Origin of the sequence: Duncaniella sp., assembly GCF_029054785.1 — a bacterium.
Taxonomy (GTDB): Bacteria; Bacteroidota; Bacteroidia; order Bacteroidales; family Muribaculaceae; genus Duncaniella.
Genome location: NZ_JAIDEN010000122.1, coordinates 1 through 25,715 on the forward strand (window position 1 = coordinate 1; position 25,715 = coordinate 25,715).

At 54.1% G+C, this 25,715-nt stretch carries 14 protein-coding genes; 7 read left to right on the forward strand and 7 right to left on the reverse strand.

Annotated elements, in window-relative coordinates:
- The 7 genes from K2H17_RS07795 to K2H17_RS07825 form a co-directional block, all read left to right on the forward strand.
- Positions 1 to 2,876, forward strand: a 2,876-nt coding sequence (locus tag K2H17_RS07795) for a SusC/RagA family TonB-linked outer membrane protein (RefSeq protein ID WP_300133452.1), incomplete at its 5' end; no start/stop codon positions are given.
- A gap of 33 nt (positions 2,877 to 2,909) precedes the next feature.
- Positions 2,910 to 4,991, forward strand: coding sequence for a RagB/SusD family nutrient uptake outer membrane protein (locus K2H17_RS07800; protein ID WP_300133455.1), 2,082 nt, complete (start codon positions 2,910 to 2,912; stop codon positions 4,989 to 4,991).
- 20 nt (positions 4,992 to 5,011) lie between these two features.
- A complete protein-coding gene (locus K2H17_RS07805) occupies positions 5,012 to 7,300 on the forward strand; it encodes a hypothetical protein (protein ID WP_300133458.1) in 2,289 nt (762 codons plus the stop codon).
- Between the two features lie 383 nt (positions 7,301 to 7,683).
- Positions 7,684 to 8,640, forward strand: coding sequence for an RnfABCDGE type electron transport complex subunit D (locus K2H17_RS07810; RefSeq protein ID WP_300133460.1), 957 nt, complete (start codon positions 7,684 to 7,686; stop codon positions 8,638 to 8,640).
- Positions 8,637 to 9,215, forward strand: a complete 579-nt coding sequence (locus tag K2H17_RS07815) for an RnfABCDGE type electron transport complex subunit G (RefSeq protein WP_300133462.1) — start codon at positions 8,637 to 8,639, stop codon at positions 9,213 to 9,215. Before K2H17_RS07810 ends, K2H17_RS07815 begins: the two co-directional genes overlap by 4 nt.
- Before the next feature lie 18 nt (positions 9,216 to 9,233).
- Entirely contained in the window at positions 9,234 to 9,827 is a 594-nt protein-coding gene (locus K2H17_RS07820; RefSeq protein ID WP_300133465.1) for an electron transport complex subunit E, read from the forward strand.
- A gap of 33 nt (positions 9,828 to 9,860) precedes the next feature.
- The gene (locus K2H17_RS07825; protein WP_300133468.1) at positions 9,861 to 10,442 is read left to right on the forward strand and encodes an RnfABCDGE type electron transport complex subunit A; all 582 of its coding nucleotides are present in this window, start codon (positions 9,861 to 9,863) and stop codon (positions 10,440 to 10,442) included.
- 141 nt (positions 10,443 to 10,583) lie between these two features.
- Here K2H17_RS07825 and K2H17_RS07830 read toward each other — a convergent pair whose 3' ends face one another.
- The 7 genes from K2H17_RS07830 to K2H17_RS07860 form a co-directional block, all read right to left on the reverse strand.
- Positions 10,584 to 11,858, reverse strand: a complete 1,275-nt coding sequence (locus tag K2H17_RS07830; protein WP_300133493.1) for an MFS transporter — start codon at positions 11,856 to 11,858, stop codon at positions 10,584 to 10,586.
- The gene (locus tag K2H17_RS07835) at positions 11,858 to 13,360 is read right to left on the reverse strand and encodes a glycoside hydrolase family 28 protein (protein WP_300133471.1); all 1,503 of its coding nucleotides are present in this window, start codon (positions 13,358 to 13,360) and stop codon (positions 11,858 to 11,860) included. The genes K2H17_RS07830 and K2H17_RS07835 overlap by 1 nt, the downstream gene beginning before the upstream one ends.
- Positions 13,361 to 13,616: 256 nt before the next feature.
- A complete protein-coding gene (locus K2H17_RS07840; protein WP_300133474.1) occupies positions 13,617 to 15,116 on the reverse strand; it encodes a pectinesterase family protein in 1,500 nt (499 codons plus the stop codon).
- An 89-nt stretch (positions 15,117 to 15,205) separates the two neighbouring features.
- Entirely contained in the window at positions 15,206 to 16,540 is a 1,335-nt protein-coding gene (locus tag K2H17_RS07845; protein ID WP_300133477.1) for a SpoIID/LytB domain-containing protein, read from the reverse strand.
- Entirely contained in the window at positions 16,540 to 17,481 is a 942-nt protein-coding gene (locus K2H17_RS07850) for a DUF4922 domain-containing protein (RefSeq protein WP_300133480.1), read from the reverse strand. The genes K2H17_RS07845 and K2H17_RS07850 overlap by 1 nt, the downstream gene beginning before the upstream one ends.
- Positions 17,471 to 18,805 carry a glycosyltransferase family 2 protein gene (locus K2H17_RS07855; protein WP_300133482.1) on the reverse strand — a complete coding sequence of 445 codons (1,335 nt, stop codon included), beginning with the start codon at positions 18,803 to 18,805 and terminating at the stop codon, positions 17,471 to 17,473. Before K2H17_RS07855 ends, K2H17_RS07850 begins: the two co-directional genes overlap by 11 nt.
- Positions 18,806 to 19,100: 295 nt before the next feature.
- The gene (locus K2H17_RS07860; RefSeq protein WP_363319933.1) at positions 19,101 to 25,550 is read right to left on the reverse strand and encodes an Ig-like domain-containing protein; all 6,450 of its coding nucleotides are present in this window, start codon (positions 25,548 to 25,550) and stop codon (positions 19,101 to 19,103) included.
- Positions 25,551 to 25,715: the final 165 nt, after the last annotated feature.

Sequence of the window (25,715 nt, forward strand, 5' to 3'; positions counted from 1 at the left end):
ACATCAACATCCGCGTGCGTGGTGCGACATCAGTGACCCAGTCCAACGACCCTCTCTACATTGTCGACGGTTTCCAGGTTGACAACATCAACGACATCCCGCCGAGCGATATCCAGAGCATCGACATCCTCAAGGATGCCTCACTGACCGCCATCTACGGTGCCAAGGGTGGTAACGGTGTTGTGATCGTGACCACCAAGTCAGCCCAGGAAGGCAAGACTCAGGTATCGTTCAACGCCCAGGGATCTGTGAGCCACATCTCGAAGAAACTCGACCTGATGAACGCTTACGATTTCGTTGACTATCAGTGGGACTTCGCCACCGGTCGTTCGAAATCTTCAAGCTCGGCAAAATTGTTCCGCTACAACTTCGGTAACATCCGTGACCTTGATCTCTACCGCAGCGCACCGACCCACGACTGGCAGGACGAGGTAATGGGCAACGATCCCTTCTCTTACTCGACCAACGTATCGATCGGCGGCGGTAACGACAAGACCCGCTACAACATCTCACTTACCCAGTCTGACGACCGCGGTATCATCATGGGCTCAGGAGTACGCCGTACCAACATCCACACCAAACTCCAGACCAAGATCCTCCCGAACCTTACCCTCCAGTTCAACCCCAAAGTGTCATATCGTCGTGACGAAGGCGCAGGCGGTGACAACGTAGGTACCGGCGGTATCATCGACGTGCTCCGCTACCGTCCGACCAACGGTATCCGCGAACTCGGCGAAATCTTCTGGACTCCCGGCGCAGCCGACCCCGATCAGGAAGCCCTGTTTGAATACACCAACCCTGTCAATGACATCAAGACCAACGTAAGAAAGAAACACTCTTACTCTATCGCCAATCAGATGGCTCTTGAATACAAGCCCATCAACGGTCTGACCCTCCGCACCGAAGGCAACTACACATTCTCCTTCAGCGATGACAACCGTTTCTGGGGCCCTCTGACCTCTGAAGGTAAGAAAAACCAGACTCTTCCTGTCGCCCAGGTAGAGAAAAAGCAGGTAAACCAGTACACCTGGACCACAACCGCTTCTTACGACTGGAGCATCAAGGAAAAGAACAACTTCTATGCCCTCGTAGGTTTCGAACTCTATCACAAGCAGGCTCAGTCATCAACTCAGAAAAACCGCTACTTCCCGCGTGAAATCACAGCCGACAAGGCCTGGAACAACATGGGTATCGGTAAGGCATGGGTTTCGACTACCTCTCTGGGCACTGCCGACCGCACCACTTCATACTTCGGTCAGCTCAGCTACAACTATGACCACAAGTATCTCCTCTCTGCAACATTCCGTGCCGACGGCTCGACAATGTTCGCTCCCGGCCACCAGTGGGGCTACTTCCCCTCAGTTTCCGGTGCATGGGTGATCTCAAGCGAGGAATTCATGAAAGATCTCACCTGGCTCAACGAACTCAAGTTCCGTGTGGCCATCGGTAAGGCCGGTAACAACCGTATCAAGGCTGACATGTGGCGCTACCTCTACACATCAAATGCTTCAGGCGGCCCCAACTTCGGCGAGTCAAGCCTCACTCCCGACGGCGAACTCTACTATGACACTTCGAACTACCTCCCCAACCCCGATATCAAATGGGAGACTACTCTGACCCGCAACTTCGCCTTTGACATCGCGCTCTTCAACAACCGTCTGCGCATCACTCCCGAATATTACTGGAACACCACATCCGACCTTATCTATGAGGCCGACGTGCTGACCACAATCGGTTATGGCAAGCAGTACCAGAACATCGGCCAGGTGACCAACCGCGGTTTCGAACTCTCGATCAGCGGCGACATCCTCCGCGGCAAGGACTATGTCCTCTCAGCCAACTTCAACCTCGGCGCCAACAAGATGAAAGTCGACAAGCTCACCGGTGACGAACAGGTGCTTGACCTCCGCCACAGCCGCGCCCACACTGACGCCGGCAACAACTACCGTCTCAAAGTCGGTGGTGAAGTAGGTCTTATCTACGGTTATGTCTACGACGGTCTTTACGGCTTTGACGAATTCACTTACAATTCAGCCAAGCAGGCCTACGATCCCATTCCCCAGGTGTTCGACGAAAACGGCAAGCTCGTTTCCGGAACAGTGCTCATGGACGGTATGTATAACTCCAACGACCAGGGCGCACAGACCCAGCCCGGTAAGCCCAAGTTCAAGGACATCAACGGCGACGGTATCATTGACCAGAATGACAAGGTGGTTATCGGCCGCACAACTCCCAAACTCCAGGGTGGTTTCGGTCTGAACGGCCAGTGGAAGAACTTCGACTTCACAGCCAACTTCACATTCTTCCTTGACTTCGACGTCTACAACGCTACTGCCTATCGTCTGTCATCTTCAATGGACAACAAGAACAACTTCAAGAACGTTCTTGCATCCTTCAACAAGAACAACCGCTGGACTTACACCGACACCGAATATCGTTGGGAGCACATGCTCGGCAACTCACAGGCCACATGGCCTAACTTCGAAGGTTCAGGTGTGCCCATCATCTCTCCTGACGGAACAGAGCGCAAGGAACTCTGGGGTTATGAAAGATATGAATATGTCAACCGCAACCGCACCGAGTGGAACCCTGCTGACGTTACCAAGGAATACACAATCTCACGCTTCGTTGAAGACGGTTCGTTCCTCCGCTGCAACGACATCACTGTCGGTTACAGCCTCCCGGCCAACATCATCTCCAAGGCCGGCATGTCTAAGTGTCGTTTCTACGCTTCTGTCACCAACCCCTTCATCATCACCAGCTACTCAGGCTATGACCCCGAAGTTGACGTGCAGAGCGGTCTGACTCCCTCTTACGACATGAACCGCTACCCGCGTTCACGCAGCTACGTATTCGGTCTTAATCTGACCTTCTAATAAAATCATAATACCAATTACGGAATATACACAATGAAATTTCGCAATATAATCATAGCAAGTCTCTCGGCTGTGGCCCTGGCATCCTGCTCAGACTATCTGGATGTGGATGCTCCCTCTCAGAATGAGTTAGGCTACGTCTTTTCTGACAAGACCGAGATGAACAATGCCCTCAACGGCATATACAAAGCCATGTTGAGCGCCGACACCTATGGCGACAAAATCTTCTCGACCTACGTCATGAACACTGACGTGGACTTCAAGACCAACTCAGGCCGTACTCTGACCGGTTCGAACTGGTATCGTTACGACGGTAATCCGATGGGCAGCGGCATCAGCAACACATGGAAACAGCAGTATGCCACCATCGAGCTGACCAACCTCTTCGTTGAAGGCGCCGAATCATCGGATCTCTACAAGACCGGTGAAGATGAATATGATCCTGAAATCCTCCAGATGATCGGCGAGGCCAAAGTGGCACGCGCCATTGTTTACCACGATCTCATCTGGATGTTCGGTGACGTTCCTTTCTCTTTCAACTCTTCGCGCACAGCTGAAGACAAGATCTATCCCATCAAAGACCGCGCCGAGATCCTCGACGAACTCATCAAAGACCTGAAAGGAATTTCAGAGGACATGAAGTTTGCCGACGAACTCTCTGACGGAGTTGAACGCATCTCAAAGGAAATGGCCTGGTCAATGATCGCCCGCATCGCTCAGACCGCTGCCGGCTATACCCTCCGTCCCGACGGCGAGACCTATGGCAAGATGGAGCGTATGAACGGTACCCGTTACACCGAATATTATGAAATCGCCAAGGAATATGCCGCGAAAGTTATCGAATCGCAGAAACACGATCTTTCGAAGCCCTTCTATCAGGTGTTCTATGACGAATGTAACTTCCTCCGCGCCACCGGCGACGACATCATCTGGGAGATTCCTTTCGCAAAGACCGCTAACGGTAAGGTCGGCTACTCTCACGGTGTGAAACTCGACTCTTATCAGAGCGAGACTCCCCACGCCTACGGCGAAGCCAAATCCGATGTACGCCTCAACGGTGTGTACCGCTACATGTTCAACGAAAACGACGTGCGCCGCGACTATGTCAACCAGCTCACCAAGTATGACGCTCCCGCCGGCGAAGCCATGTTTGACAACAACTACACTGTTTCAAACGGCAAATGGTCGAAACTCTGGGTGTCCGGAGGTCTCGGAAACCAGACTACTGACAACACCGGTATCAACTTCCCCTTCATGCGTTATGCCGATGTTCTTCTCATGTATGCTGAAGCTGTCAACGAGACCGAACACGGTGTGGCAGGTCCTAACGGCGCCAAGGCTGTCGAAGCTCTTGCCAAGGTCCGCAAGCGTGCATTCCCCAACAACCCCGAACTTGTAGAACCCTACATCGCAAGCCGCACTTCGGAAGAAGATTTCCGCAAGGCTATCCTTGACGAACGCAAGTTTGAGTTCGCAGGCGAAAACATGCGTTGGCGCGACCTTGTCCGTCACGACCTCCTCTCGGAGACCGTCTACTGGACATTCTACCGCTACATCGCTCTCGCAGAATCTTCGGAAACCACTTCTTCATATCTTTCGCCTGTCGCTGCCTATGACTTTGACGGCAATGACGAAGCCTATGACAAGGTGCCTTTCACCATCTACAATATCCGCAACGTGGACAATATGATGACTGACAACGGCATCGAAAAACCGATCTATGAAAAGAACTTCTTCCCCAACCAGGAGGTTAAAGTCTGCCGCATCCTCAACCCGTACAAATCAATGTCTTCGACAGAAGTGAACAATATGGGTCTTGCCAATGTGCGCCAGGACATCATCGAATGGTCAAAAGAAGGTCAGATCCGTAACGAACTCCGCAACTCACTCCGCGGCTACATCTATATGATCGTTGAAGGTGGCGATGAGAACGGTTCTGACGGTATGATCATGATCAATAACAACGGAACCTGGAGCATGGATACCCGTGACCTCGCCACATTCCCCAACCGCACCAATCTTCCGGTTATACGTTACATTCTTCCTATTCCTCAGTCTGTCATCGATCGTTCGCATGGTCGATATGAAAACAAGTACGGTTACAAGAACTCTTAACCTGAATAACTAAACAGAAAATGAAAAAACTCATATATGCCCTTACACTGTGTATTGCCGCAGGCATGACATCCTGTAAGGATGATGATTCGGTATATTCGCCTTCCGATCTGGATCGTCTGCCCAGAACGATGTTCCGCAGCGAGAACACAACGAATGTCAAGCCGGAAAATGATGATTATGCCTCGAAGCTGGTCCCCGGTACCCGCAACTCGATCCAGCTCCACTGGTATGGTGTCAGCGGTGCTGCCGGCTATGAGATCCGCTATGCGGAAAACCTGACTACCGGTCTCATGGAAGACTGGAGCAATCCTGACAAGATTGTCGAATCGTTTATTGTCGGTCCCGAACAGACCTCATGTGTGATCAACAATCTTAACTACGGCAGTGACTACCGTTTCATCATCCGAGTGCTCTCTCCCAAGGGTGAGGCCCATCACTCTGAATGGTATGGTCTCGGCGGAGGCCGCGAATGGGAGGACTATCTTGGTATCTCCACTGACAAAAGCTATACCCGTCCTGCTATATGCAGCCAGAAAGACAAGGACTACACAGCAGTCACTGTCCTCTACAAGCTTGCTTATGACGCAAATGACTATGACAAGTCTGACCTGCTCGAAAATCTTGAAGACGGCAGCCCGAACCCCGACTGCATCACAACCCGTTTCCCGGTTGATGCAAACAACAATTTCGTTGTTTCGTCGATCGTAGTCAAGCCTGCACCCTTCAATCCTGAAGCCAAGATGCCCGACGGATTTGTCAACGGTGTGCACGTCCTGACCGATGCTGAAAAGGAAGCCGGAGAAATCCGTCTGACCGGTCTGTCTGAAAACTCAGGCTACTACATCTATCTCCGCAACGATGACAAGCTCATCACTTATGAGAACATGTCAGGCCAGATGGTTACCTCTGACGTAGACGCCAACTTCAACCCGATGTTCGTCCGCACCAAGGGTGATCCCGCCGCTCCGATCGTCATCGAGCCTATTGTAGATCCCAATGACACTATCCCCGGAGCTGTTGAATACAATGCTACCCGCATAGATACTATCATCACCAACTTCGTCAACTCTAACGAACTTGCCGAAGGTCAGGTATTCTACCTCCGTGGCGGCCACAACTACTACACCGTAGGCAACCCCCTCGTACAGAAGGGCTTCACTCTCGCCACTCATCCCGATGACCTCCAGGAAGGCAAGCGTGCCGTTGTTTATCTCGGCGGTATCTCTCTCAAGGGCGGTAACCCCGTGACCGGCAACTGGGTACTCGGTAAGAACAAAGAAACCGGTGACGTTGACGCTCCTATCGAAATCGGTGATGTGATCTTCGAAGGCATCGACTTCCAGTGTCCGCTCGCCCGCAACTTCGGCGACGGCAGCGCTACCGGCAACTACTTCGTCAACATGTACTCCGGCGGTCTCGCCGTGACCTTCGAGTCATTCCAGCTCAAGAACTGTACATTCCAGGGCTTCATCCGCGGCTTCTTCCGCGTCCAGGGTCCGCGCTATAAGTTCTTCAAGAAGATTCTCATAGAAGACTGTCTCTTCTACAACCAGGGCTACTATGACAACAACGGTCGTGGCTACTCATGGTTCGCAGGCGACGGCAACCATCCGAAGTCAAACCTCTACAATGATTTCCAGATGCGCCGTTGTACATTCTATGACTCACCGCGCCACGCCCTCCTCTCGGACAACAACAAGGACCTCCTCTGGGGCAGCGACATCCACTTCAACATTACGGTTGAAAACTGTACGTTCATCAACTTCTCGACCCGTTCGTCAGGCCGTCTGCTCTTCGAATTCCGCTTCATGCCGAATGATTCGCGCATCGCGTTCAAGAACAACCTCATTGTTCTCGCGTCAGATCCGAACGACAAGCGTGACCTCAACCAGTCTGCTTGTGACTTCCGTACAATCTCCGGCGACGGTCGTGTGACCTGGGACATCAGCGGCAACTATTCACTCGGTAGCCGTGACGCCCACATGAAGAATGACGGTATCTTCACCAGCGCCGCATTCTCGGCCAAGAAGAACTCGATCGGCGACAAGTGGGACTGGACTCCCGGTCTTGTGTCAAACAATCCTGAAGATCTCATTGTCAAGACAGGTGCCACTCCTCTGCGTGCCGATGAATTCTTCCAGAACCCGAATCCGAAGCACACCGACTTCAACAAGGCTAAACCTCACAGAGAAGACCACGCTGCTCCTGACAACATCTTTGAAGCTCTCAAAGTCCGCAGCTCTGACGCTAAGGTACAGGCTTCTGAAATCTATCAGAACCGCGTAGGTGACCCCCGCTGGTACTAATTAGACGACCCGACGGCTGAGCCGCAAGCGCTGCCCCGGCAGGCGCACGGCATCCAGGCCAGTCTCCGATATCAGGCTTCCCGACCACTCAAAAGGCCGGGAAGCCTTTTTCATTACCCTTCCGAATCGCCACGCCTCCATTTCCTCCGGTAACCTTTCTTTATTTTATATATGTAGGAAAAATTTGTTCAGGTGACCGAGGCGGCGTTTTTTAACATACATGTGTGAAAAAATTGTTCAGGCAGCCGAGGCTTAAAATCATTGTTCAGGAGGCCGTGCTTTAGCGCGGCATTTCATTTCATCATCCTCCTCCCGAAATTTCATTTTGCTCATTTACTGAAAAATTATTAATTTTGCACCACTAATACCAATTACAAAACTTAATGAGCCAACTTATCACCATTTCCCCGTCCCCGCACGCGCAGACGCCGGTGACCGTCCGCAGGCTGATGCTTAACGTCATCGTGGCCCTGCTGCCCGCCGTGGCCCTCGCGCTCTACTGCTTCGGTCTTGGAGCAGCCATAGTGATAGCCACATCTATCGTCGGATGCGTCGTAGTCGAATATCTCATCTCGCGTTTCATGCTTGGTCAGAAACCGACTCTCGGCAACCTCTCGGCAGTGCTCACAGGCCTCCTGCTCGCTCTCAACCTCCCGTCAAATCTCCCGATATGGACCGTGCTGATCGGCTGCGTCATCGCCATCGGCATCGGCAAGATGACTTTCGGCGGTCTGGGTTGCAACATCTTCAACCCCGCCCTTGTCGGCCGTGTATTCCTCCTGCTCTCTTTCCCCGTGCAGATGACCACCTGGCCTCTGCCTATGGAAAACCGCATGGCCTACCTCGATGCCACAACAGGCGCCACAACCCTCGGCCAGCTCAAAATGGACCAGATCTCAGGCGCTGACGTCGACATCCTGACCCACGCCCTCGGTTTCACCGGCGGCTCTATGGGTGAGATGGGTGCCATCGCCCTGCTGATCGGCTTCGTCTACCTGCTCTGCACACGCACAATCTCCTGGCACATTCCCGTGTCGATCCTCGCCACAGTGGCCCTCTTCTCGCTCTGCATCGGTGCCAACCCCGGAGTGCAGCTCGTCACCGGCGGTCTGATGCTCGGCGCGATCTTCATGGCGACCGACTATGTCACCTCGCCAATGAGCCATTCAGGCATGATTGTCTACGGCATCATGATCGGTCTGATCACAGTCATCATCCGCCAGTGGGGTGCCTATCCCGAAGGCGTGTCTTTCGCAATCCTGATCATGAACGGTGTCACTCCGCTGATCAACCGTTATCTCAAACCCCGTAAGTTCGGAGAAGGGAGGGTAGCCGCATGAAATCGACACTCGTAAACATGGTGCTCTCGCTGGGCGTCATCACAGTAGTCGCAGCCGGCGCGCTCGCCGGTGTCTACTCCGCCACCAAGGAGCCTATCGAACAGGCCAAGGCCGAGAAACAGAAAAATGCCATCGGTGAAGTTCTTCCTGACATACAGTTCAACAACAATCCTGCCGAAGAGGCCGCAGAGGTGACCGTCGACGGCGAGACCGTCACAGTGTTCCCCGCACGTCAGGACGGCGAGCTGGTGGGTCTGGCTGTTGAAAGCCATGACTCTAACGGCTTCTCAGGCAACATCACAGTGATGTATGGCTTCCGTCCCGACGGCGACATCACAGGCTATGCCGTCATGCAGCATGCCGAGACCCCCGGCCTCGGTTCGAAGATGGGCGAATGGTTCTGCAATCCCGCCCACAGCATCATCGGCCTGAACGCATCCACCTCAAACCTCACCGTCAGCAAAGACGGAGGCGATGTGGACGCCATCACAGCCGCTACAATCTCGTCGCGCGCCTTCCTTCGCGCCCTCACTCTTGCCAACAGCGCGTCACAGCAGTTTGCCGCCGGCAACTAATCTCACATCTCCCAAGCCATGAACGATAAACTTAAAATACTTTTCAACGGTATCATCGCCGAAAACCCGACATTCGTGCTGATGCTGGGTATGTGTCCCACACTCGGTACCACCGGCAGTGCTCTCAACGGTATGAGCATGGGCCTCGCCACAATGGCAGTGCTCATCTGCTCGAATGTCGTGATCTCACTGATCAAGAATTTCGTCCCCTCAAAGGTCCGCATTCCGGCCTACATCGTTGTGATCGCCGCCTTCGTGTCGGTGCTTCAGCTCGTGATGGAAGCCTATGTTCCTTCGCTCTACGCCACTCTCGGCATCTTCATCCCTCTGATCGTGGTCAACTGTATCGTGCTCGGTCGTGCCGAGGCCTTCGCTTCGCGCCACGGAGTGTTTGACAGCTGTCTGGACGGTATCGGCATCGGCCTGGGCTTCACGGTAGCGCTCACCATTCTCGGCGCTGTGCGCGAATTGCTCGGCACCGGCAAGGTATTCGATCTTACCGTCTATCCCGAACAGTTCGGCTCGCTGGTGTTTGTGCTCGCCCCCGGTGCGTTCATCGCCCTCGGCCTGCTCATCGCCCTCTTCACCAAGCTCAGATCCGCCAAGTGTTAACCCAGTCTCATCCTCTCATAATCGTATAATCAAATGCTCGAATACATTTCCATCATAATAACGGCAATCTTTGTCAACAACATCGTATTTGCCCAGTTTCTCGGTATCTGCCCGTTCATAGGTGTATCGCGCAAGCTTTCGAGTGCGGTCGGCATGGGTGCGGCTGTGACCTTCGTGATGATTCTCGCCACGGCTATCACCTGGGCGCTTCAGGATCTCGTGCTCACACCCTTCGGCCTTGGCTTCATGCAGACGATCGTCTTCATTCTTGTGATCGCCGCCCTCGTGCAGATGCTTGAGATCATCCTCAAGAAGATCGCCCCGGTGCTTTACAGCGCTCTTGGTGTCTTCCTGCCGCTGATCACCACCAACTGCGCCGTGCTCGGTGTGGCCATCACGGTTGTTCAGAAAGGCATGAACCTCGGCGAGAGCCTCGTCTACGCCTTCGCTACCGCTGTCGGTTTCACAATGGCCATCGCCATCTTCGCCGGCATCCGCGAGCAGCTGGCCTGGACCGGAGTTCCCAAGGCAATGCGCGGTGTGCCCATCGCAATGATTTGCGCCGGTCTCCTCGCAATGGCTTTCATGGGCTTCTCAGGCATCAAGATCGGCTGATCAGAGCCTCGCCTTTGAAAGAATAAAGATATAGGCATAAAGAAGGCGGACACCGCAGAGTTGCATTATTGCAATCTGTGGTGTCCGTTTTTTGCGTCGGGTGCAAAGCGGAGTCACCCGGAGTCTTGGGTGGGATTGTCCTTATTTCTTCTGTCCGAACGAGGGGTCGATCCTGATCAGATAGGTGACTCCGATTGTGGCCAGGCAGCAGATCATGGTCCACAGGAAGAAGTTCTGATAGCCGACAGTCTCCTGGATCCATCCGGCGGCCATGCCGGGGAGCATCATGCCGAGGGCCATGAAGCCGGTGCAGATGCTGTAATGGGCCGTGCGGTGACGTCCCTCTGAAAAGTAGATCAGATAGAGCATGTAGGCCGTGAATCCGAAGCCATAGCCGAACTGCTCGATGAACACGCAGATGTTGATGACCGGGAGTGACGGGTCAGAAGCAAAACTCAGATAGACGAAGGTCAGGCAGGTCAGCGACATGCTCCAGGCCATCGGGCGCAGCCAGAATTTGAGACCTCTGCGCGCGGCCACGATGCCGCCTGCAATCCCGCCTATGGTCAGGCCGATGATGCCGATTGTTCCGTAGACCACTCCGACCTGAGCTGTGCTCAGGCCGAGTCCTCCGGCTTCTTTTGGGTCCAGAAGGAAGGGGTTGATGAGCTTGACGAGCTGTGCTTCGGGCAGACGGTAGAGCAGCATGAAGACAATGGCCACCCACACCTGCTTTTTCCGGAAAAATTCGGCAAATACATCGACAAACTCTCTCCAGACCTCCGGAGCCGACCGCAGGGCCCCGGCACGCCGTTCGACTTTAGGCATGGCCCAGGAGTGGTAGAGCGCGAAGCTGAGGAACAGCAGCGAGAGGATGGCGAAAACGATGGCCCAGGACAGGGGAATGTCGCCTGTGGTGCTTTCCAGAGCGCCTGCCACGATGACAAGCAGCCCCTGGCCGACAACGGTTGCCACGCGGTAGAACGTGGAGCGGATGCCGACGTAGAGCGACTGCTGGTGCTCGCTGAGGGCAAGCATGTAGTAGCCGTCGGCGGCGATGTCATGAGTGGCCGAAGTGAAGCCGACGAGCCAGAAGACGGCCAGTGTCAGCGAGAACCACAGCGGGGTGGGCAGCGCGAAGGCTATGCCTGCGAAAGCCGCGGCGATGAGCCATTGCATGGTCAGAGTCCAGCGCCGTTTGGTGCTGATGATGTCGACAAACGGGCTCCAGAAGGGTTTGATGACCCAGGGGAGATAGAGCCAGCCGGTGTAGAGGGCGATGTCGGTGTTGGAGATGCCCAGACGCTTGTACATGATGACCGAAATGGTCATTACGGCTACGTAGGGCAGACCTTGTGCAAAATAGAGAGTCGGAATCCATGTCCACGGATTCCGACTCAAGTTATGTTGTTTTATCACTTTTTCAGATTTACGTTTTTGACGCCTTCACCTTCAGTGATCTTTTCGCCGGGCACATCGACAGTGACATTCTTAAGAGTCAGGCCGTCGACATGGTTGAGCATGAAACCGGCGTCGGCACGGAAGCGGGAGTCGGTGATGACCACATTTTTCATCGGCATTTCAGGCAGACCGTTGAAGAGGGCGGCGCGTTTGGCCGAGCGGCAGGTCACGTCCTTGATGTAGATGTTGCGGAACGATGGAGTCTCTTCGGTGACAGGGGGCACGGGTGCGCCGGGCTTGATGCCGTAGTACATGTCGAAGATCAGGGCTTCGCCGGCGATGTCGGTCATCTTGATGTTGTCGACATAGATGTTTTCAACGACTCCGCCGCGTCCGCGGGTCGATTTGAAGCGCAGGCCGACGTCAGTGCCGATGAAGACGCTGTTGCGGATCACGATGTCCTTGCAGCCGCCTGACATCTCAGAGCCGATCACGAAGCCGCCGTGGCCGTGATAGACAGTGCAGCCTTCGATCACTACGTCACGGCAGGGGATGCCGCGCTCACGTCCGTCCTTGTCCTTGCCTGACTTGATGCAGATGGCGTCGTCGCCAACATCGAAGCGGCTGTTGATGACCAGAACCTTGTTGCACGACTCGATGTCGATGCCGTCGCCGTTCTGTGCATACCAGGGGTTCCGGACATTGAGATTGTCGACAATGAGGTTTTCGCAGAGCAGCGGATGGATGTTCCATGCAGGCGAGTTCTCGAAAGTCGCGTCTTTGAGGAGCACGTTCTTGCAGTTGATGAATGACAGGAGCACCGGACGCAGGAAGTCGTGGGCGTAGTCAACGGTCTCTTTGTCGCCGTGGTGGACCTTGGCCTGGAGTTCTTTGTTCTCATAGACTTCGCGGATGCGCTCGTTGGGGAACCAGACGTCACCCTTGGCGTTGATGCAGCCGCTCTTCTGGAGGGCTTTCCACTGGTTGTCGGTCATTTTGCCCTTCTTCACCGGACGCCATTTCTGACCGTTGCCGTTGAAGGTGCCGTCGCCGGTGATCGCGATGTCATGCTTGTCGCGGGCAGAGAGGGGAGAGGCGGCGCGGTGAGTTGTGAGACCTTCCCAGTCAGAGGCTACCACAGGATAGTCGGCGAGATTTTCGCTGAAAAGCACCAGGGCGCCGCGATCGAGGTGCAATTCGACGTTGCTTTCAAAGTTGATCGGGCCGGTGTACCAGATTCCTTCCGGCACAATGAGACGTCCGCCTCCTTTTGATGCGAGATGGGCCATAGCCTTGGCGAAGGCTTCGGTGTTGAGGGTCACACCGTCGTTGACGCCGCCGAAATCAGTGATCTTGACTTCATAGGCGGGGATCACGGGTGCTGTAACCTGCGGCTGCTTGATCGGTAGATTCTTGTAGTAGGAAGAGTAGTCAGTGGTCTGGGCAGTGGCGCTTGTCATCTGGCCGAGAGCCAGAGCCAGACCCACCGCGTAGGCTGAAAGACTTTTAAGTTTCATGATTTAGATGTGAAAAAATATGATTTGGTTGAAAAAGATATGATTCGGATGAAAAGATGTTGTCGGGATACGGACAAAATGTCTGATCCACGTGTGAAAAAACACCGCCTTACGCTCAAGCGAATGGTTTTAAATCACAAATATAGCCTTTTCGCCTGTAAGATCGAAATATTCAGAGTGATAAAATCTTAAAATCCATCGGGAATCTTCATTTGGAATCTTCAGGGAACGTTCATCGGATGCCTGATTGAAGCCCTCACTTTTTCTGTGGGTCCCATCCGTCGAGCACCCATGCGGGGTTGCGGTAGAGGTCTATGAGAGCCTTGTATTTCACGGGGTCGAGCACACGCGAGCCGGGGGCGCGGCGTGAGGTGTCGGCGGGTTTGCCGTCTGAGAGGTTGACCGATCCGGCCTCCCAATAGCGCACGTAGGTGTTGCCCTCTTTCTCAAGGCCGCTCCATCCCTCAGGCCGGATGCCGTCGATACGGCAGTCTATGAGCACAAACTCGGCGTTGGGATATGTGCCGTTGGTACGGGCAAAGACTGCTCTGTCGCCCTTGCCTATCATCGTGCAGTCCACAAAAACGTCGCCGTGGCATGAAGAGCCGTTGCGGATGTAGGCAAACGGGCCGTAGGTGACTATGGTGCAGTCTTTGAAGTATGCCGGACCGCGGCCGAGCACGGTGTCGCCATGACCTTCGAGCCGGCAGTTTCTGAAGTATGCCGGGCCGTTGGACTGCAGCGCGTCGCCGGAACCGCTGATGGTCATATCTTCGAGATATATACGGTTGCCGTTGAGCAGAAGGCCCTCGGCCTGACCTGTGACAGTGGTGGCCACGGTGAAATTCCTGAGTGTGAGGTCTGTGCAGTGGTCTGCGGCAAATGCGGCGCGGCGTGAGGGGAAAGTGCCGAGCCACTCGTTGGTGCTGACATCGGCAGGGTGGGGATTGAACACCTCATTGTTGGGATAGTGGACATAGACTCCCTCGCGGCTCTCCCCCTCGATGGTGAGGTTGGTCTTGTTGCGGAAGTAGACCAGCTCCTCATAGTCGCCGTTCTTAATGAATATCTTCCACGGTTCGGTGCTGAAGTCCGGCACATGGTCGAGGGCTCCCTGGAGGGTGAGGAAGTCGCCTGAACCGTCGCGGGCCACGGTCAGCTGCCGCCGTTCCTTGGCGGGTGCTTCGGGTCGTGTCCTGAATTTCCATCCGTCTTTCTTGCTTATACCTTTGAACTTTCCCTTGGCGAGGGTGAAGGCCGAGGAGGGGACGGTGACATAGTACTCGCGTCCGTATTCGAGCAGGTTGTGGTGAGGATATATCTCTGCGGTGTTGCCGGATAGCATCACGGGGTAGAAGTGGAATCCGTCAGTGAATCCGCCTATTATTGTCAGCTGATAGCGCGAAGTGTCACGTGCGGCTGTGCCTGACGGCGTGCCAGGCTCACAGGTGGCGTTGGTCAGGCGCGGGGTGTGATAGTTGTAAGGTTCAAGTGTGTATGGAGCCTTAGGGAGTTTGGTCTTTTCAGTCGGGCCGGCAGGTATCGAGAGGTCAAGCGAGTCAACTTGAGCATCTGTCGCGGCATCGAAGATACGTATTACCCCGGAGGTGCCGAGGGTCGGCGTAGAGGGGAAACAGATGGTGAGGCGTGTGTCAGGCGAGACCTCCGCTCCGGCGGCGGGCCATACCTCAGGCAAGGCCGCTGAAGCGACAGCGGCCGCAGCAACGGCAAAAAAGCATGTGACGATTATTTTCATGGTTTGGTCGGTTAAAAGGTAAAATTAACGTGGCATATGCAGAAGAGCAAATGTTAAATCTTATAAGCAAAGTGTTGTTAAACACTTGTTCAATATAGTTTGGTGAGGGTTGAGCCGGGGTAGTAGCGGGCGAGGATTTCGGAGTAGCCATAGCCGCGTTCGCCCATGATGGCGGCTCCGATCTGACACAGGCCTGCGCCGTGGCCCCAGCCGGCTCCGTGGAGTGTGAAGCCTGAGGGGGTGCCGTCGGCATCCGGAGCCAGAGGTTCGACTACGAAGGCCGAGCTGTAGAGGTGGCTGTCAGAGAGTGTGCGGCGTATCATCAGCTCCTTGCCTATGATGCGCTCTCCCTTTGTGCCGGTGATTTTCAGTTCACGGATGCGTCCGGAGGTGCCGCGGGTCAGTGGCGTCAGGCTCAGTATGCGGCCGAGATCTTCGCCGAGACGGTCGGCCACGAGGCGGGCGATTTTTTCCTGCGGCAGTGTTTCTGTCCAGCGGTAGAAATCGGGAGTCTCGCGGTCATAGCCGTTGAGCACCTGCGAGAGCACTCGCCGGTCGGTGGTGTTGCAGAAGGCTTCCGGCTTGCCGAGTATCCAGCTGACGGCGTTTTCTTCCACCGTCAGGTCGGGGTAGTCAGTCGGGTCCACGCCGTCGCGCCGGGGCTGGAGGTAGGGGCGTGGAGTGTCGTCCCAGCATGTCTCGAAGACTTCAAAGACTCCGCCGCAGCATTTGGAGAAGCGTGTGTCGCAGAGCTCACCTTCGAAGGTCAGGACCATTCCGCGGGTGTCGGCTACGGCTCCGGCGGCCACCGGGGTAGAGACGCGGCTGATGCCCTGATAGCGCTGGCAGTGGTCATCGGCGCAGACATCGAAATTGAGATGGTCTTCGCGGTCCCAGTATCTGATGAGCGAGGGACCCGGATTCAGGGCTCTGACATCGGGGCGGCGGTCGGCCGGAGGGATGGGCTCCTTGCCCCTTGACATCATTGACAGCACCCATCCGCGCGAGATGACGGCATGGGCCCTGAGCAGTTCCAGCGAGGAGGTGGAGCTCATTTCGCTTGAGATGACGCTGACAAGATAGTCTTCGACATTGACCTCGTTGACGGCCGTTAGCCTGCCGTTTTCAACAATCACGCGCAAGGCTCCGCGGAAGCGCTGGTTTTCTTTGCGCTCCCAATGGAAATCTACTCCGATGGTCACTCCTTCGAGTTCGAAACTGTCACCTTCATAGGAGGTGGGCTCAAATTCGAGCGACTGACAGACGCGCCCGTTCCAGCTGACGGCGAGGCCTGATTCGCTGAGGCTGACTTCCTGACGGCCGGTGACCATCTCGCCTGAGGGCGTGGAATAGAGACCGGTGAGGGTGAAACTTATGGTCGGGGCTGAGAGGATACCGACTCTGACACGTGGTTCCTGGGGCATTATTGCTGTGGGGTGTTGAGTTGTTGGTAGCGGTGAATTGTGGCGGCGAATTGCTGTTCGTCGAGGCCGACTTCGCTCAGAATGGCGGTGGCGGTGGCAAGATCGAGCCGCTCGAAGTCTTCAGGGCGTGAGCAGACTATGGTGCCGAGCATTTCGATCGTGGCGGGGCTTATGAGCATCTGGCCAGGTCCTGATCCGTAGATGGCCGGACGGTGGCGGCGGCGCGGGGCTATGAATGTGCGGAGTCTGCCGTCGGGTAGCATCACCATAGCCACGTTGACCATCGGTTCAGGCTCAGCCTGCGGCAGCGAGTCGAGCAGACGGGAGGCGCAGCGGGCGAGGGCGGCTGTGTCTGTGGAATCAATGATGAAGAAGGGATAGGGGACCGCGTCGCTGACGCTGCGCAGCAGCTTGCAGCCGTCTGACGAGTCAATCGTCTCCAGTGGCAGTCCCGGATCGGTCAGACCGGCGGCAACCTCCGTAGAGATTGCCTGGAAGTGCAGATGGTCAGGCGCGGAGGCTCCGCAGAGCGGACCGTTGTAGAAGACGCATAGGTCGCGGAATTCACGCGTGAGCCGGGCCATCTCCTGCAGGCGTCCGCTGATGCGCTGCGGTTCATGGCGCTCGGAGGCTATGGTGTAGTGCCGCCGGGCGAGGGGATAGGGGTTGACAAGAGTCTGAAAGCCGTGGCCGGTGATGGCGCTCTGTTCCGAGGGGCGGTTGGCCTCGCAGAGGAAGCAGGGGCGCGCGGCTATGCTCTGCGGGTCTGTCTTGGCTGTGATGGAGGCGCGCCGGTGGCTGACAAGCAGCTTGCGGATTCTCCACGGCTCGCTGTCAGTCAGGCTTACGGCTTGGGCCGATGCCTTTTCAAGATTGCGGAAGTTTTCAGCAGCCAGAGGCCACGCCGCAAGTTCAGACCGGAAGAAACTTTCAGGATTCATGGTTGAGCTTCTGGCGTGAGATGAGTTCGAGGGTGCGCACCCGGTCCTTGTAGGTGTTGTTGGCGTTGATGCGCTCAGGGCTGAGGGCATGGTCGGAGTTGCCTTCCCAGCGGCGGCATGAATAGAGAGGTTCATAGATGCGCCCTATCGGGTAGCGGCGGCTGACGGCAAGCCCCATCGAGTAGTCTTCGCCGTAGCTGACATCCGGAAATCCTATCTCGCGGGCCACGGGGGTGAAGAATGCCCTCGGCGCGCCGAGACCGTTGATGCGCAGGGCGTTGTTGGGGCCGTTGTCATCGGTCCATTCCGCATGGTCTATCAGTCCGGGGGGCAGCGTATTGCCCTCAAAGTCGGTGAGCATATAAGAGCCGATGACCATTGCCGCACCGGTCTCGCGGAACTTGCCGACGATCATTTCAAGAGTGTCGGGGCGGCTGTAGATGTCGTCGCTGTCAAGCTGCACGGCGAAGCGTCCGCAGTCGGGGCTGTTGATGCCGAGGTTCCAGCATCCGCCTATGCCCGGAGCCGGCGCGGGAGCCGGGGCAGTGCTTATGATCTTAAGACGCGGGTCTGAGGCCGCGATTTCGGCAAGAATCTCTGATGTGCCATCGGTGCTGCGGTTGTCTATCACAATGACGTTGAACGGAAATGATGTCTGCTGAGCCAGAGCGCTCCTGACGGCATCGGCTATGGTGCGGTGGCGGTTGCGCACGGGGATGATCACCGAAGCCTCTGTCGGGAAGGAGCCTTCATCGAGGTCCGGGCGCGTGATTCCGGCGGGTGTCACCAGAGCGCCAAGCGCCTTGAGATGGGCCGTGGCGGCTTTTTCCATCTCTATCTGCGAACTGCGGTTGCGCGGGTCCACGTAGCGGAACTGCTCCTCGCCCTCGTCGGCGCAGACTGAAGCCTTGGGCGAAGCCATGTAGAGAGTCTCCGGGATGTGCACAATCCTGCCGAGACGCGAGAGGCGCAGGCGCAGGTCATACCAGCCGGCAGCCTCAAAATCGTCGGTCATATCCTCCACCGCACGGCGCATCATGGCGGGGGCCACAGCCACGACCCGGCCGAAGTCGAAGTCATCGCGGATGGCCCCGAACTGGCAGTCGATCAGCCGATGGGGCACAGGATTGCCGCCGCCGTCGGCAGGTGTAAGGAAGTCGGAATACACCATTGCCGCACCGGTCTCGGCGAGAACACTGAGCAGTCTGTGGTCACCGCAGTTGACAAAGGTCACGTCATCGTCAGAGAGATGTATGAATATCGGACCCCGGCCGGCCTGAGCCGCCAGATCCTTCATTGTTTTGGTCGAAAAACGGGATTTCATGATTTTTACAGAAAGGCGCTTGAAATCAGTGTGTGACAGCCACACACCTCGCCTCACTGCAAAGTTCGTAAATTTCCCCCGATAAACCGCAATGAATCCCGGCCTAAGAGAGTCTTTGGGTTTAAATTTATGAGAACCGTACTTGAAAACAGATTTCAGACAAAGCAAAAGCCACAAGAAATATTGCTATCTGTGTGAGGCGTATAATTTTCGCCTGAAAAAAGCAATATTTTTTGTGGCTTTTGTCTGCGGTCAAGAGCAAGCCCTTAACCGGGTGGAGTTACGGCAGTGACTATCATTTAATCATGATCTTCTTGCCGTTGATGATATAGATTCCGGGATTCAGACGCCGGATATCATCACTGTCAGCATTTCGTTTTATAAGGATACCCCTGATGTTATAGATATCGCCCCTGCCGATGTAGTCATCCTGAACGTCTGTGATTGCGGATGTCGGTTCAAGGTCATCAACAATATTGGCGAACTCTTTCCATACTTCGGCCTGACGATATGCCGCCAGAGTGCCTGCCGGAACATGCAGCACACAACTTTTATATACTGTTGTCGCGTTGAACGTGGTGCCGTTGGCTGCAATCGGAGTCATGCCGTAGAGATATATGTCGGTCAGATGACCACGTAAGGCATTGAAGACATGGTCGTCTAATACCGTCACTGATGCCGGAATGTGGATGCTTGTCAGTGTACTGTTGCCAAAGGCCTGGGTTCCAATTTTTGTGATGCCGTTCTGTATTGTCACAGAGCCGAGCGACTTGCATGAATAAAATGCCCAGTCTCCGATTTCAGTGACCGGCAGACCGTTTACAGAAGCCGGAACAGTGTAATCACCGGCATATACCTCATATCCGGGAACCACCAACAGGGCGTTCCGGTTTTTATCTGTATATCTGTAATACAGACCGTCGATATACATAAGCCCGTCATGTTCAGAGACCACATTGAATTTCTTGCGGACCGAGCCTGAATTAGTGTCCGGCCAGTAAGCCTCAATGATGCAAGGACCTGCTTCGGGGAAGGTTGCATACCAGCTGTCTCCTTCTTTGGTTATAGGAACATTGCGGAATCCTCCGTCAGGCTGGACACAGCGGAATAATATGTTGCCGTTATCCTCGGAATAAGCGGCAAGCAGGACTTTCTCTCCTACCTCGCAGCGGAATGTCTGGTCCCATATTATCGGGCGTGGGATGACTGACACCATGATTGAAGTGCTGATGCCGGAGCCATCGGTAGATTCAATCAGAATTTCGGCAGTTCCTTTTTTCAGAGCCGTTATATTACCGAAGGCATCAACTGAAGCGACTTCCGGATTCAGACTTGTCCATTTCAGCGTCTTTTCAGTGGCATACTCAGGCTTGATGACAACGTTTACATTGGTCGTCTCACCTACATGCATTTTCAAAGAAGTCTTCTCAGGAGTTATAGAGGCTACCGGTTCGGGGAGTATGCTTATCTCGACCGATGCTTCGTTGCCAGATTCGTTTGTGGCTTTGACCCAGGTCTTGCCGGTTGCCAGGGCAATCACCATTCCGTTTTCATAAACGGAGAGGATTGTCGGATCACCGACAGTCCATGTGATAACGCTCTCAGGGTATGTCGAAGCCGAGAGTTGCTTGGTTTCATTTATTCTCATTGTAAATGGTCCGGCCGGATTGATATTTATGCCGATTACGTGCACGTGACAGGAAGCACTGGTAGTTCCGATTGTGGCTGTTATATCACATTCGCCTACATAGCGCGGAGTGATGAGGCCGTCCTTTACAGTGGCTACATATTGATTTGACGATGTCCATACAATATTTTTTCCTGCAAGCCGGCTGTCATGTATAGTCACTGTCAGTTTCGCTGTGTCTTTGAGCTTGAGACTGATATCTTCAATATCCAGTGAGATTCCTTTGAGCACAGTGACTGAGCAGGATGCCGTCAGGTTACCGCATGTTGCCGTGATGACAGCTGTGCCGGGTTTCAGCGCAGTGACGGTTCCGTTTTCGCTTATGGCCGCTATTGAAGTGTCAGAGGAACTCCAGGCAACGATGTCAGTAATTATCGCAGGTGTTACATAGGCATTCAGTGTGGATTCATGATTCTCATACAAGGTCAGGCTTGTTCTGTCAAGCACAAGACCGGTGGTCGGGATCATTAGATCGTCTACTATGTTAGCGAACTCTTTCCATACTTCGGCCTGACGGTATGCCGCCAGAGTGCCTGCCGGAACATGCAGCACACAACTGTTATATACATATGTCACATTAAATGTGGTGCCGTCGGCTGCAATCGGAGTCTTTCTATAGAGATATATGTCAGCCAGATGACCACATAAGTCATTGAAAACATAGTTGTTTAATACCGTCACAGATGCCGGAATATGGATGCTTGTCAGCGAACAGTTGCCGAAGGCCTCATAGCCAAATTTTTTGATACCGTTCTCTATTGTCACAGAGCCGAGCGACTTGCATGAATAGAACGCCTGTCGTCCGATCTCAGTGACCGGCAGACCGTTTGCAGAAGCCGGAACAGTGTAGTCACCGGTATATACCTCATATCCGTAAACTACCGTCAGGGCGTTCTGATTTGTGTCGGTATATCTGTAATACAGCCCGTCAATATACATAAGTCCGTCATGCTCGGTGACCACATTGAAATTCTTGCGGACCGAGCCAGAGTCAGTGTCCGCCCAGTAAGCCTCAATGATGCAAGGTCCTGCTTCAGGGAAGGTGGCATACCAGCTGTCTCCTTCTTTGGTTATAGGAACATTGCGGAATCCTCCGTCAGGCTGGACGCAGCGGTATAGTATATTGCCATTATCGTTATTTTCGGAATAAGCGGCAAGCAGGATTTTCTCTCCTACCTCGCAGCGGAATGTCTGGTCCCATATTATCTGGCGCAGGATGACTGACACCATGATGGAAGTGCTGACGCCGGAGCCGTCAACAGCTTCGACCTGAATTTCGGCAGTTCCTTCTTTCAGTGCCGTTATATTGCCATAGGCATCGACGGAAGCGACTTCCGGATTCAGACTTGTCCATTTCAGCGTCTTTTCAGTGGCATACTCAGGTTTGATGACCACATTTACATTGGCCGTCTCACCTACATGCATTTCCAAAGAAGACTTTTCAGGAGTTATAGAGGCTACCGGTTCGGGGAGTATGTTTATCTCGACCGATGATTCTTTGCCATATCCGTCTGTGGCCTTGACCGAGGTCTTGCCGGCTGCCAGAGCAGTCACCAGTCCGTTTTCATCCACAGAGATGATTGCCGGATCACCGGCAGCCCATGTGATGGTGCTCACGGGATAGGCGATGACCGAGAGCTGCAGGGTTTCCGTTATCTTCATTGTAAACGGCCCGGACGGAGTGATCTGCATACCGCTGACAGTTACATGACATGAAACGCTGGTGGTTCCGACTGTAGCTGTGATATCGCATTCTCCGAAAGTGCGTGGAGTGACGATGCCGTCTTTTACAGTGGCTACATTTTCATTTGATGATGTCCACACAATATTTTTGCCTGCAAGCTGGCTGTCATGTATGGTCACTGTCAGTTCTGCTGTGCCTGAGAGGGTGAGGTTAGCATTTTCCATGCTCAGTGAGACCCCTTTGATTACAGAGACTGCGCAGGATGCCGACATTTTGCCGCATGTCGCTGTGATGACAGCTTTGCCTGATTTCAGCGCAGTGACGGTTCCGTTTTTGCTTACGGTCGCAATTGATGTGTCAGAGGAGCTCCAGACAAGAATATCAGTGGTTGTCTCAGGAGTTACAGTGGCTTTCAGGGTGGATTCATTATTCACATATAAGGTCAGGCTTGTTTTGTCAAGCACAAGACCGGTGGCCGGGATCACGATGTCATCCGTGATATTTGCGAATTCTTTCCATACCTCGGCCTGACGATATGCCGCCAGAGTGCCTGCCGGAACATGCAGCACACAACTTTTATATACTGTTGTCGCGTTGAACGTGGTGCCGTCGGCTGCAATCGGAGTCATGCCATAGAGATATATGTCAGTCAGACGACCACGTAAGGCATTGAAAACATAGTCGTCAAATACCGTCACAGATGCCGGAATATGGATGCTTGTCAGTGTACTGTTGCCGAAGGCCTCGTAGCCAATTTTTGTGATGCCGTTCTTTATTGTCACAGAGCCGAGCGACTTGCATGAATAGAACGCCTGTCGTCCGATCTCGGTGACCGGCATACCGTTTGCAGAAGCCGGAACAGTGTAATCACCGGCATATACCTCATATCCGGGAACCACCATCAAGGCATTTCGGTTTTTATCGGTATATCTGTAATACAGACCGTCGATATACATAAGTCCGTCATGTTCAGAGACCACATTGAAGTTCTTGCGGATCGACCCTGAATTAGTGTCCGGCCAGTAAGCCTCTATCATGCAAGGTCCTGCATCCTGGAATGTGGCATACCATTTGTCACCCTCCTGGGTTATCGGGACATTGCAGAATCCTCCGTCAGGCTGGACGCAGCGGTATTGTATATTGCTGTTATTTCCATCGTTATAATAAGCGGTGAGGGCTACTTTCTCACCTGCCTCGCACCGGAATGTCTGGTCCCAGATTATCTGGCGTGAGATGACCGAAACCATGATGGAAGTGCTGATGCCGGAGCCGTCAATGGTTGCGATCCGGATTTCGGCAGTCCCTTCTTTCAGAGCCGTTATATTGCCGAAGGCATCAACTGAAGCGACTTCCGGATTCAGACTTGTCCAATCCAGCCTTTTTTCTGTGGCATATTCAGGTTTGACTACAACATTTGCTTTAACGGTTTCACCGACAAGTATTTCCAAAGAGGCCTTTTCAGGAGTTATAGACGCGACCGGTTCGGGGAGTATGTTTATCTCGACCGATACTTCTTTGCCATATCCGTCTGTGGCCTTGACCCAGGTGTTGCCGGCTGCCAGTGCAGTCACCAGTCCGTTTTCATCCACGGTGAGGATTGCGGGATCACCGGCTGACCATGTGACAGCGCTCTCAGGATAGGTCTTGGCCGAGAGCTGCAGAGTTTCCGTTATCCTCATTGTAAGCGGTCCGGCCGGAGTGATCTCCATGCCGCTGACAATCACGTGGCAGGAAACACCGGTGGTTCCGACTGTAGCTGTGATCTCACATTCGCCTACAGAGTGCGGAGTGATGAGGCCGTCCTTTACAGTGGCTACATTTTCATTTGATGATATCCACACAATGTTTTTGTCTGCAAGCTCCTCGTTCAGTATGGTTAACGTCAGGGTTGCGGTTTCGGACATTGAGAGTATGACCTCTTGGCGGTCAAGGCTTAGGGAGCCGGAGACGCTTACCGTGCAGGTGGCGCTAAGGTCGCCGCATCTTGCAGTGATGACAGCCTGGCCGATATTGAGCGCCCGGACGGTGCCGTTTTCGCTTACGCTTACAATCGAAGGGTCTGACGAACTCCAGGTGATGGGTTCGGTGGTTGTTTCAGGCATAACCGTGGCCGACAGGGTGTAGGTCTGATATTCACATAGGCTCAGGCTTGTCCGGTCAAGAGTCAGCTGTGTGGCCTGTGTCGGCGTGACGGTGACTTTACACTCTCCTGAGAAAGTCCTGCCGTTTTCAAGGTCAGTGACAGTAGCTGTAACCGTCGCCTCGCCGGTTTTTGCTCCGATGGTATATTCTCCGGCATCTGTGATAGAGATGATGTCGGGGTCTGAACTTGTCCATCTGGGAGCTGTGTATTTGGCCTGCGAGGGATAGGTGTTGATTGAAAGGAAGCCATGCTGTCCGTTTTTGCCGGATAATGCCGACGGGTTGACAGTGATGTATTCGATTGAGGGATAGATCGGTGAATTTTTGTCAAAATACTTCCACACAGCTGCGTTTGAATAGTCACCACTGCCCGCGGCCGGAACTTTGAGTGTGGCGTTGGCATAAGCGGCTTCTGAGAAACTGTTGGTCGAGGCTGACGGCGGCGTTGGGTTGAGCGATCTGATCAGAGTCACATTATTGCATCCGTCAAAACACAAAGGCTCTAATCTCTCTACCTTTTCTCCCAGGACTATGGTTTCTATCCCACTGCCGTTTCTGAAACATTCCAGCGGTATGGTCTGCAGGCCGCCGGAGAGTTCCACATATTTCAGGCCGCCGCAGTTGGCAAAGGCTGATTCATTGATTGTAAGAGCCTGGTTTGTCAGATAGAGCTGAGACATGGTACGGCAGCCGTTAAATGCATTGGAGCCTATCCGCGAAACGGTTGCCGGAAATTCGAGTGATGGAAGTGATGAGCAGTTGAAGAAAGCTCTGTTGCCCACAGATTCAAGCTGCGATGGCAGTCTGAAGGATGTCAGGCTCAGGCAATTGTCAAAAAACTCATCGGGGATTGCCTTGATGGCATCCGGCAGGGCGATTGAGGTGAGCGAAGTGCAATTTTTGAAGCTCCCGGTTCCGATTGTGCGAAGTGACGGAAATGTAGATGGAGTTGTCAGATTGCTGCAACCCTCGAACGCTCTGTCTCCAAGGCTGGAAAGTCTGTCGGGGAAGACCACATCACCAAGAGAGGTGCAGCCCTGAAACGCTGAGTTGCCTATTGACGTGAGATATGCCGGCAGTGTCAGCGATGAAAGAGCCGGGCAAGACATAAAGGCTGATTCACAGATGCTTTCCACAGAGCGCGGTATGGAGACTGACTGGAGCTTCGAACAGCCTGAAAAAGTGTTGTCAGCTATGGTTGTCAGTAAGTTGGACAGTTCGAGACTTACCATACCGGTGCAACCGGAGAACGCTCCGGCTCCGATTTCCTTGACACTGTTCGGAATGACGAGTTCGGTGAACTTAGTGCAGTTTCTAAACGCTGATTCACAGATGCTTTCCACAGAGCGCGGTATGGAGACTGACTGGAGCTTCGAACAGCCTGAAAAAGTGTTGTC

Bases quoted from the DNA above. Each gene is read 5' to 3' on its own strand.
- K2H17_RS07845 (WP_300133477.1), bottom strand. From the start codon at position 16,540: ATGCCCCAGGAACCACGTGTCAGAGTCGGTATCCTCTCAGCCCCGACC.
- K2H17_RS07835 (WP_300133471.1), bottom strand. From the start codon at position 13,360: ATGAAACTTAAAAGTCTTTCAGCCTACGCGGTGGGTCTGGCTCTGGCT.
- K2H17_RS07850 (WP_300133480.1), bottom strand. From the start codon at position 17,481: ATGAATCCTGAAAGTTTCTTCCGGTCTGAACTTGCGGCGTGGCCTCTG.
- K2H17_RS07860 (WP_363319933.1), bottom strand. From the start codon at position 25,550: ATGGTAAGTCTCGAACTGTCCAACTTACTGACAACCATAGCTGACAAC.
- K2H17_RS07800 (WP_300133455.1), top strand. From the start codon at position 2,910: ATGAAATTTCGCAATATAATCATAGCAAGTCTCTCGGCTGTGGCCCTG.
- K2H17_RS07805 (WP_300133458.1), top strand. From the start codon at position 5,012: ATGAAAAAACTCATATATGCCCTTACACTGTGTATTGCCGCAGGCATG.
- K2H17_RS07825 (WP_300133468.1), top strand. From the start codon at position 9,861: ATGCTCGAATACATTTCCATCATAATAACGGCAATCTTTGTCAACAAC.
- K2H17_RS07815 (WP_300133462.1), top strand. From the start codon at position 8,637: ATGAAATCGACACTCGTAAACATGGTGCTCTCGCTGGGCGTCATCACA.
- K2H17_RS07840 (WP_300133474.1), bottom strand. From the start codon at position 15,116: ATGAAAATAATCGTCACATGCTTTTTTGCCGTTGCTGCGGCCGCTGTC.
- K2H17_RS07820 (WP_300133465.1), top strand. From the start codon at position 9,234: ATGAACGATAAACTTAAAATACTTTTCAACGGTATCATCGCCGAAAAC.
- K2H17_RS07855 (WP_300133482.1), bottom strand. From the start codon at position 18,805: ATGAAATCCCGTTTTTCGACCAAAACAATGAAGGATCTGGCGGCTCAG.
- K2H17_RS07810 (WP_300133460.1), top strand. From the start codon at position 7,684: ATGAGCCAACTTATCACCATTTCCCCGTCCCCGCACGCGCAGACGCCG.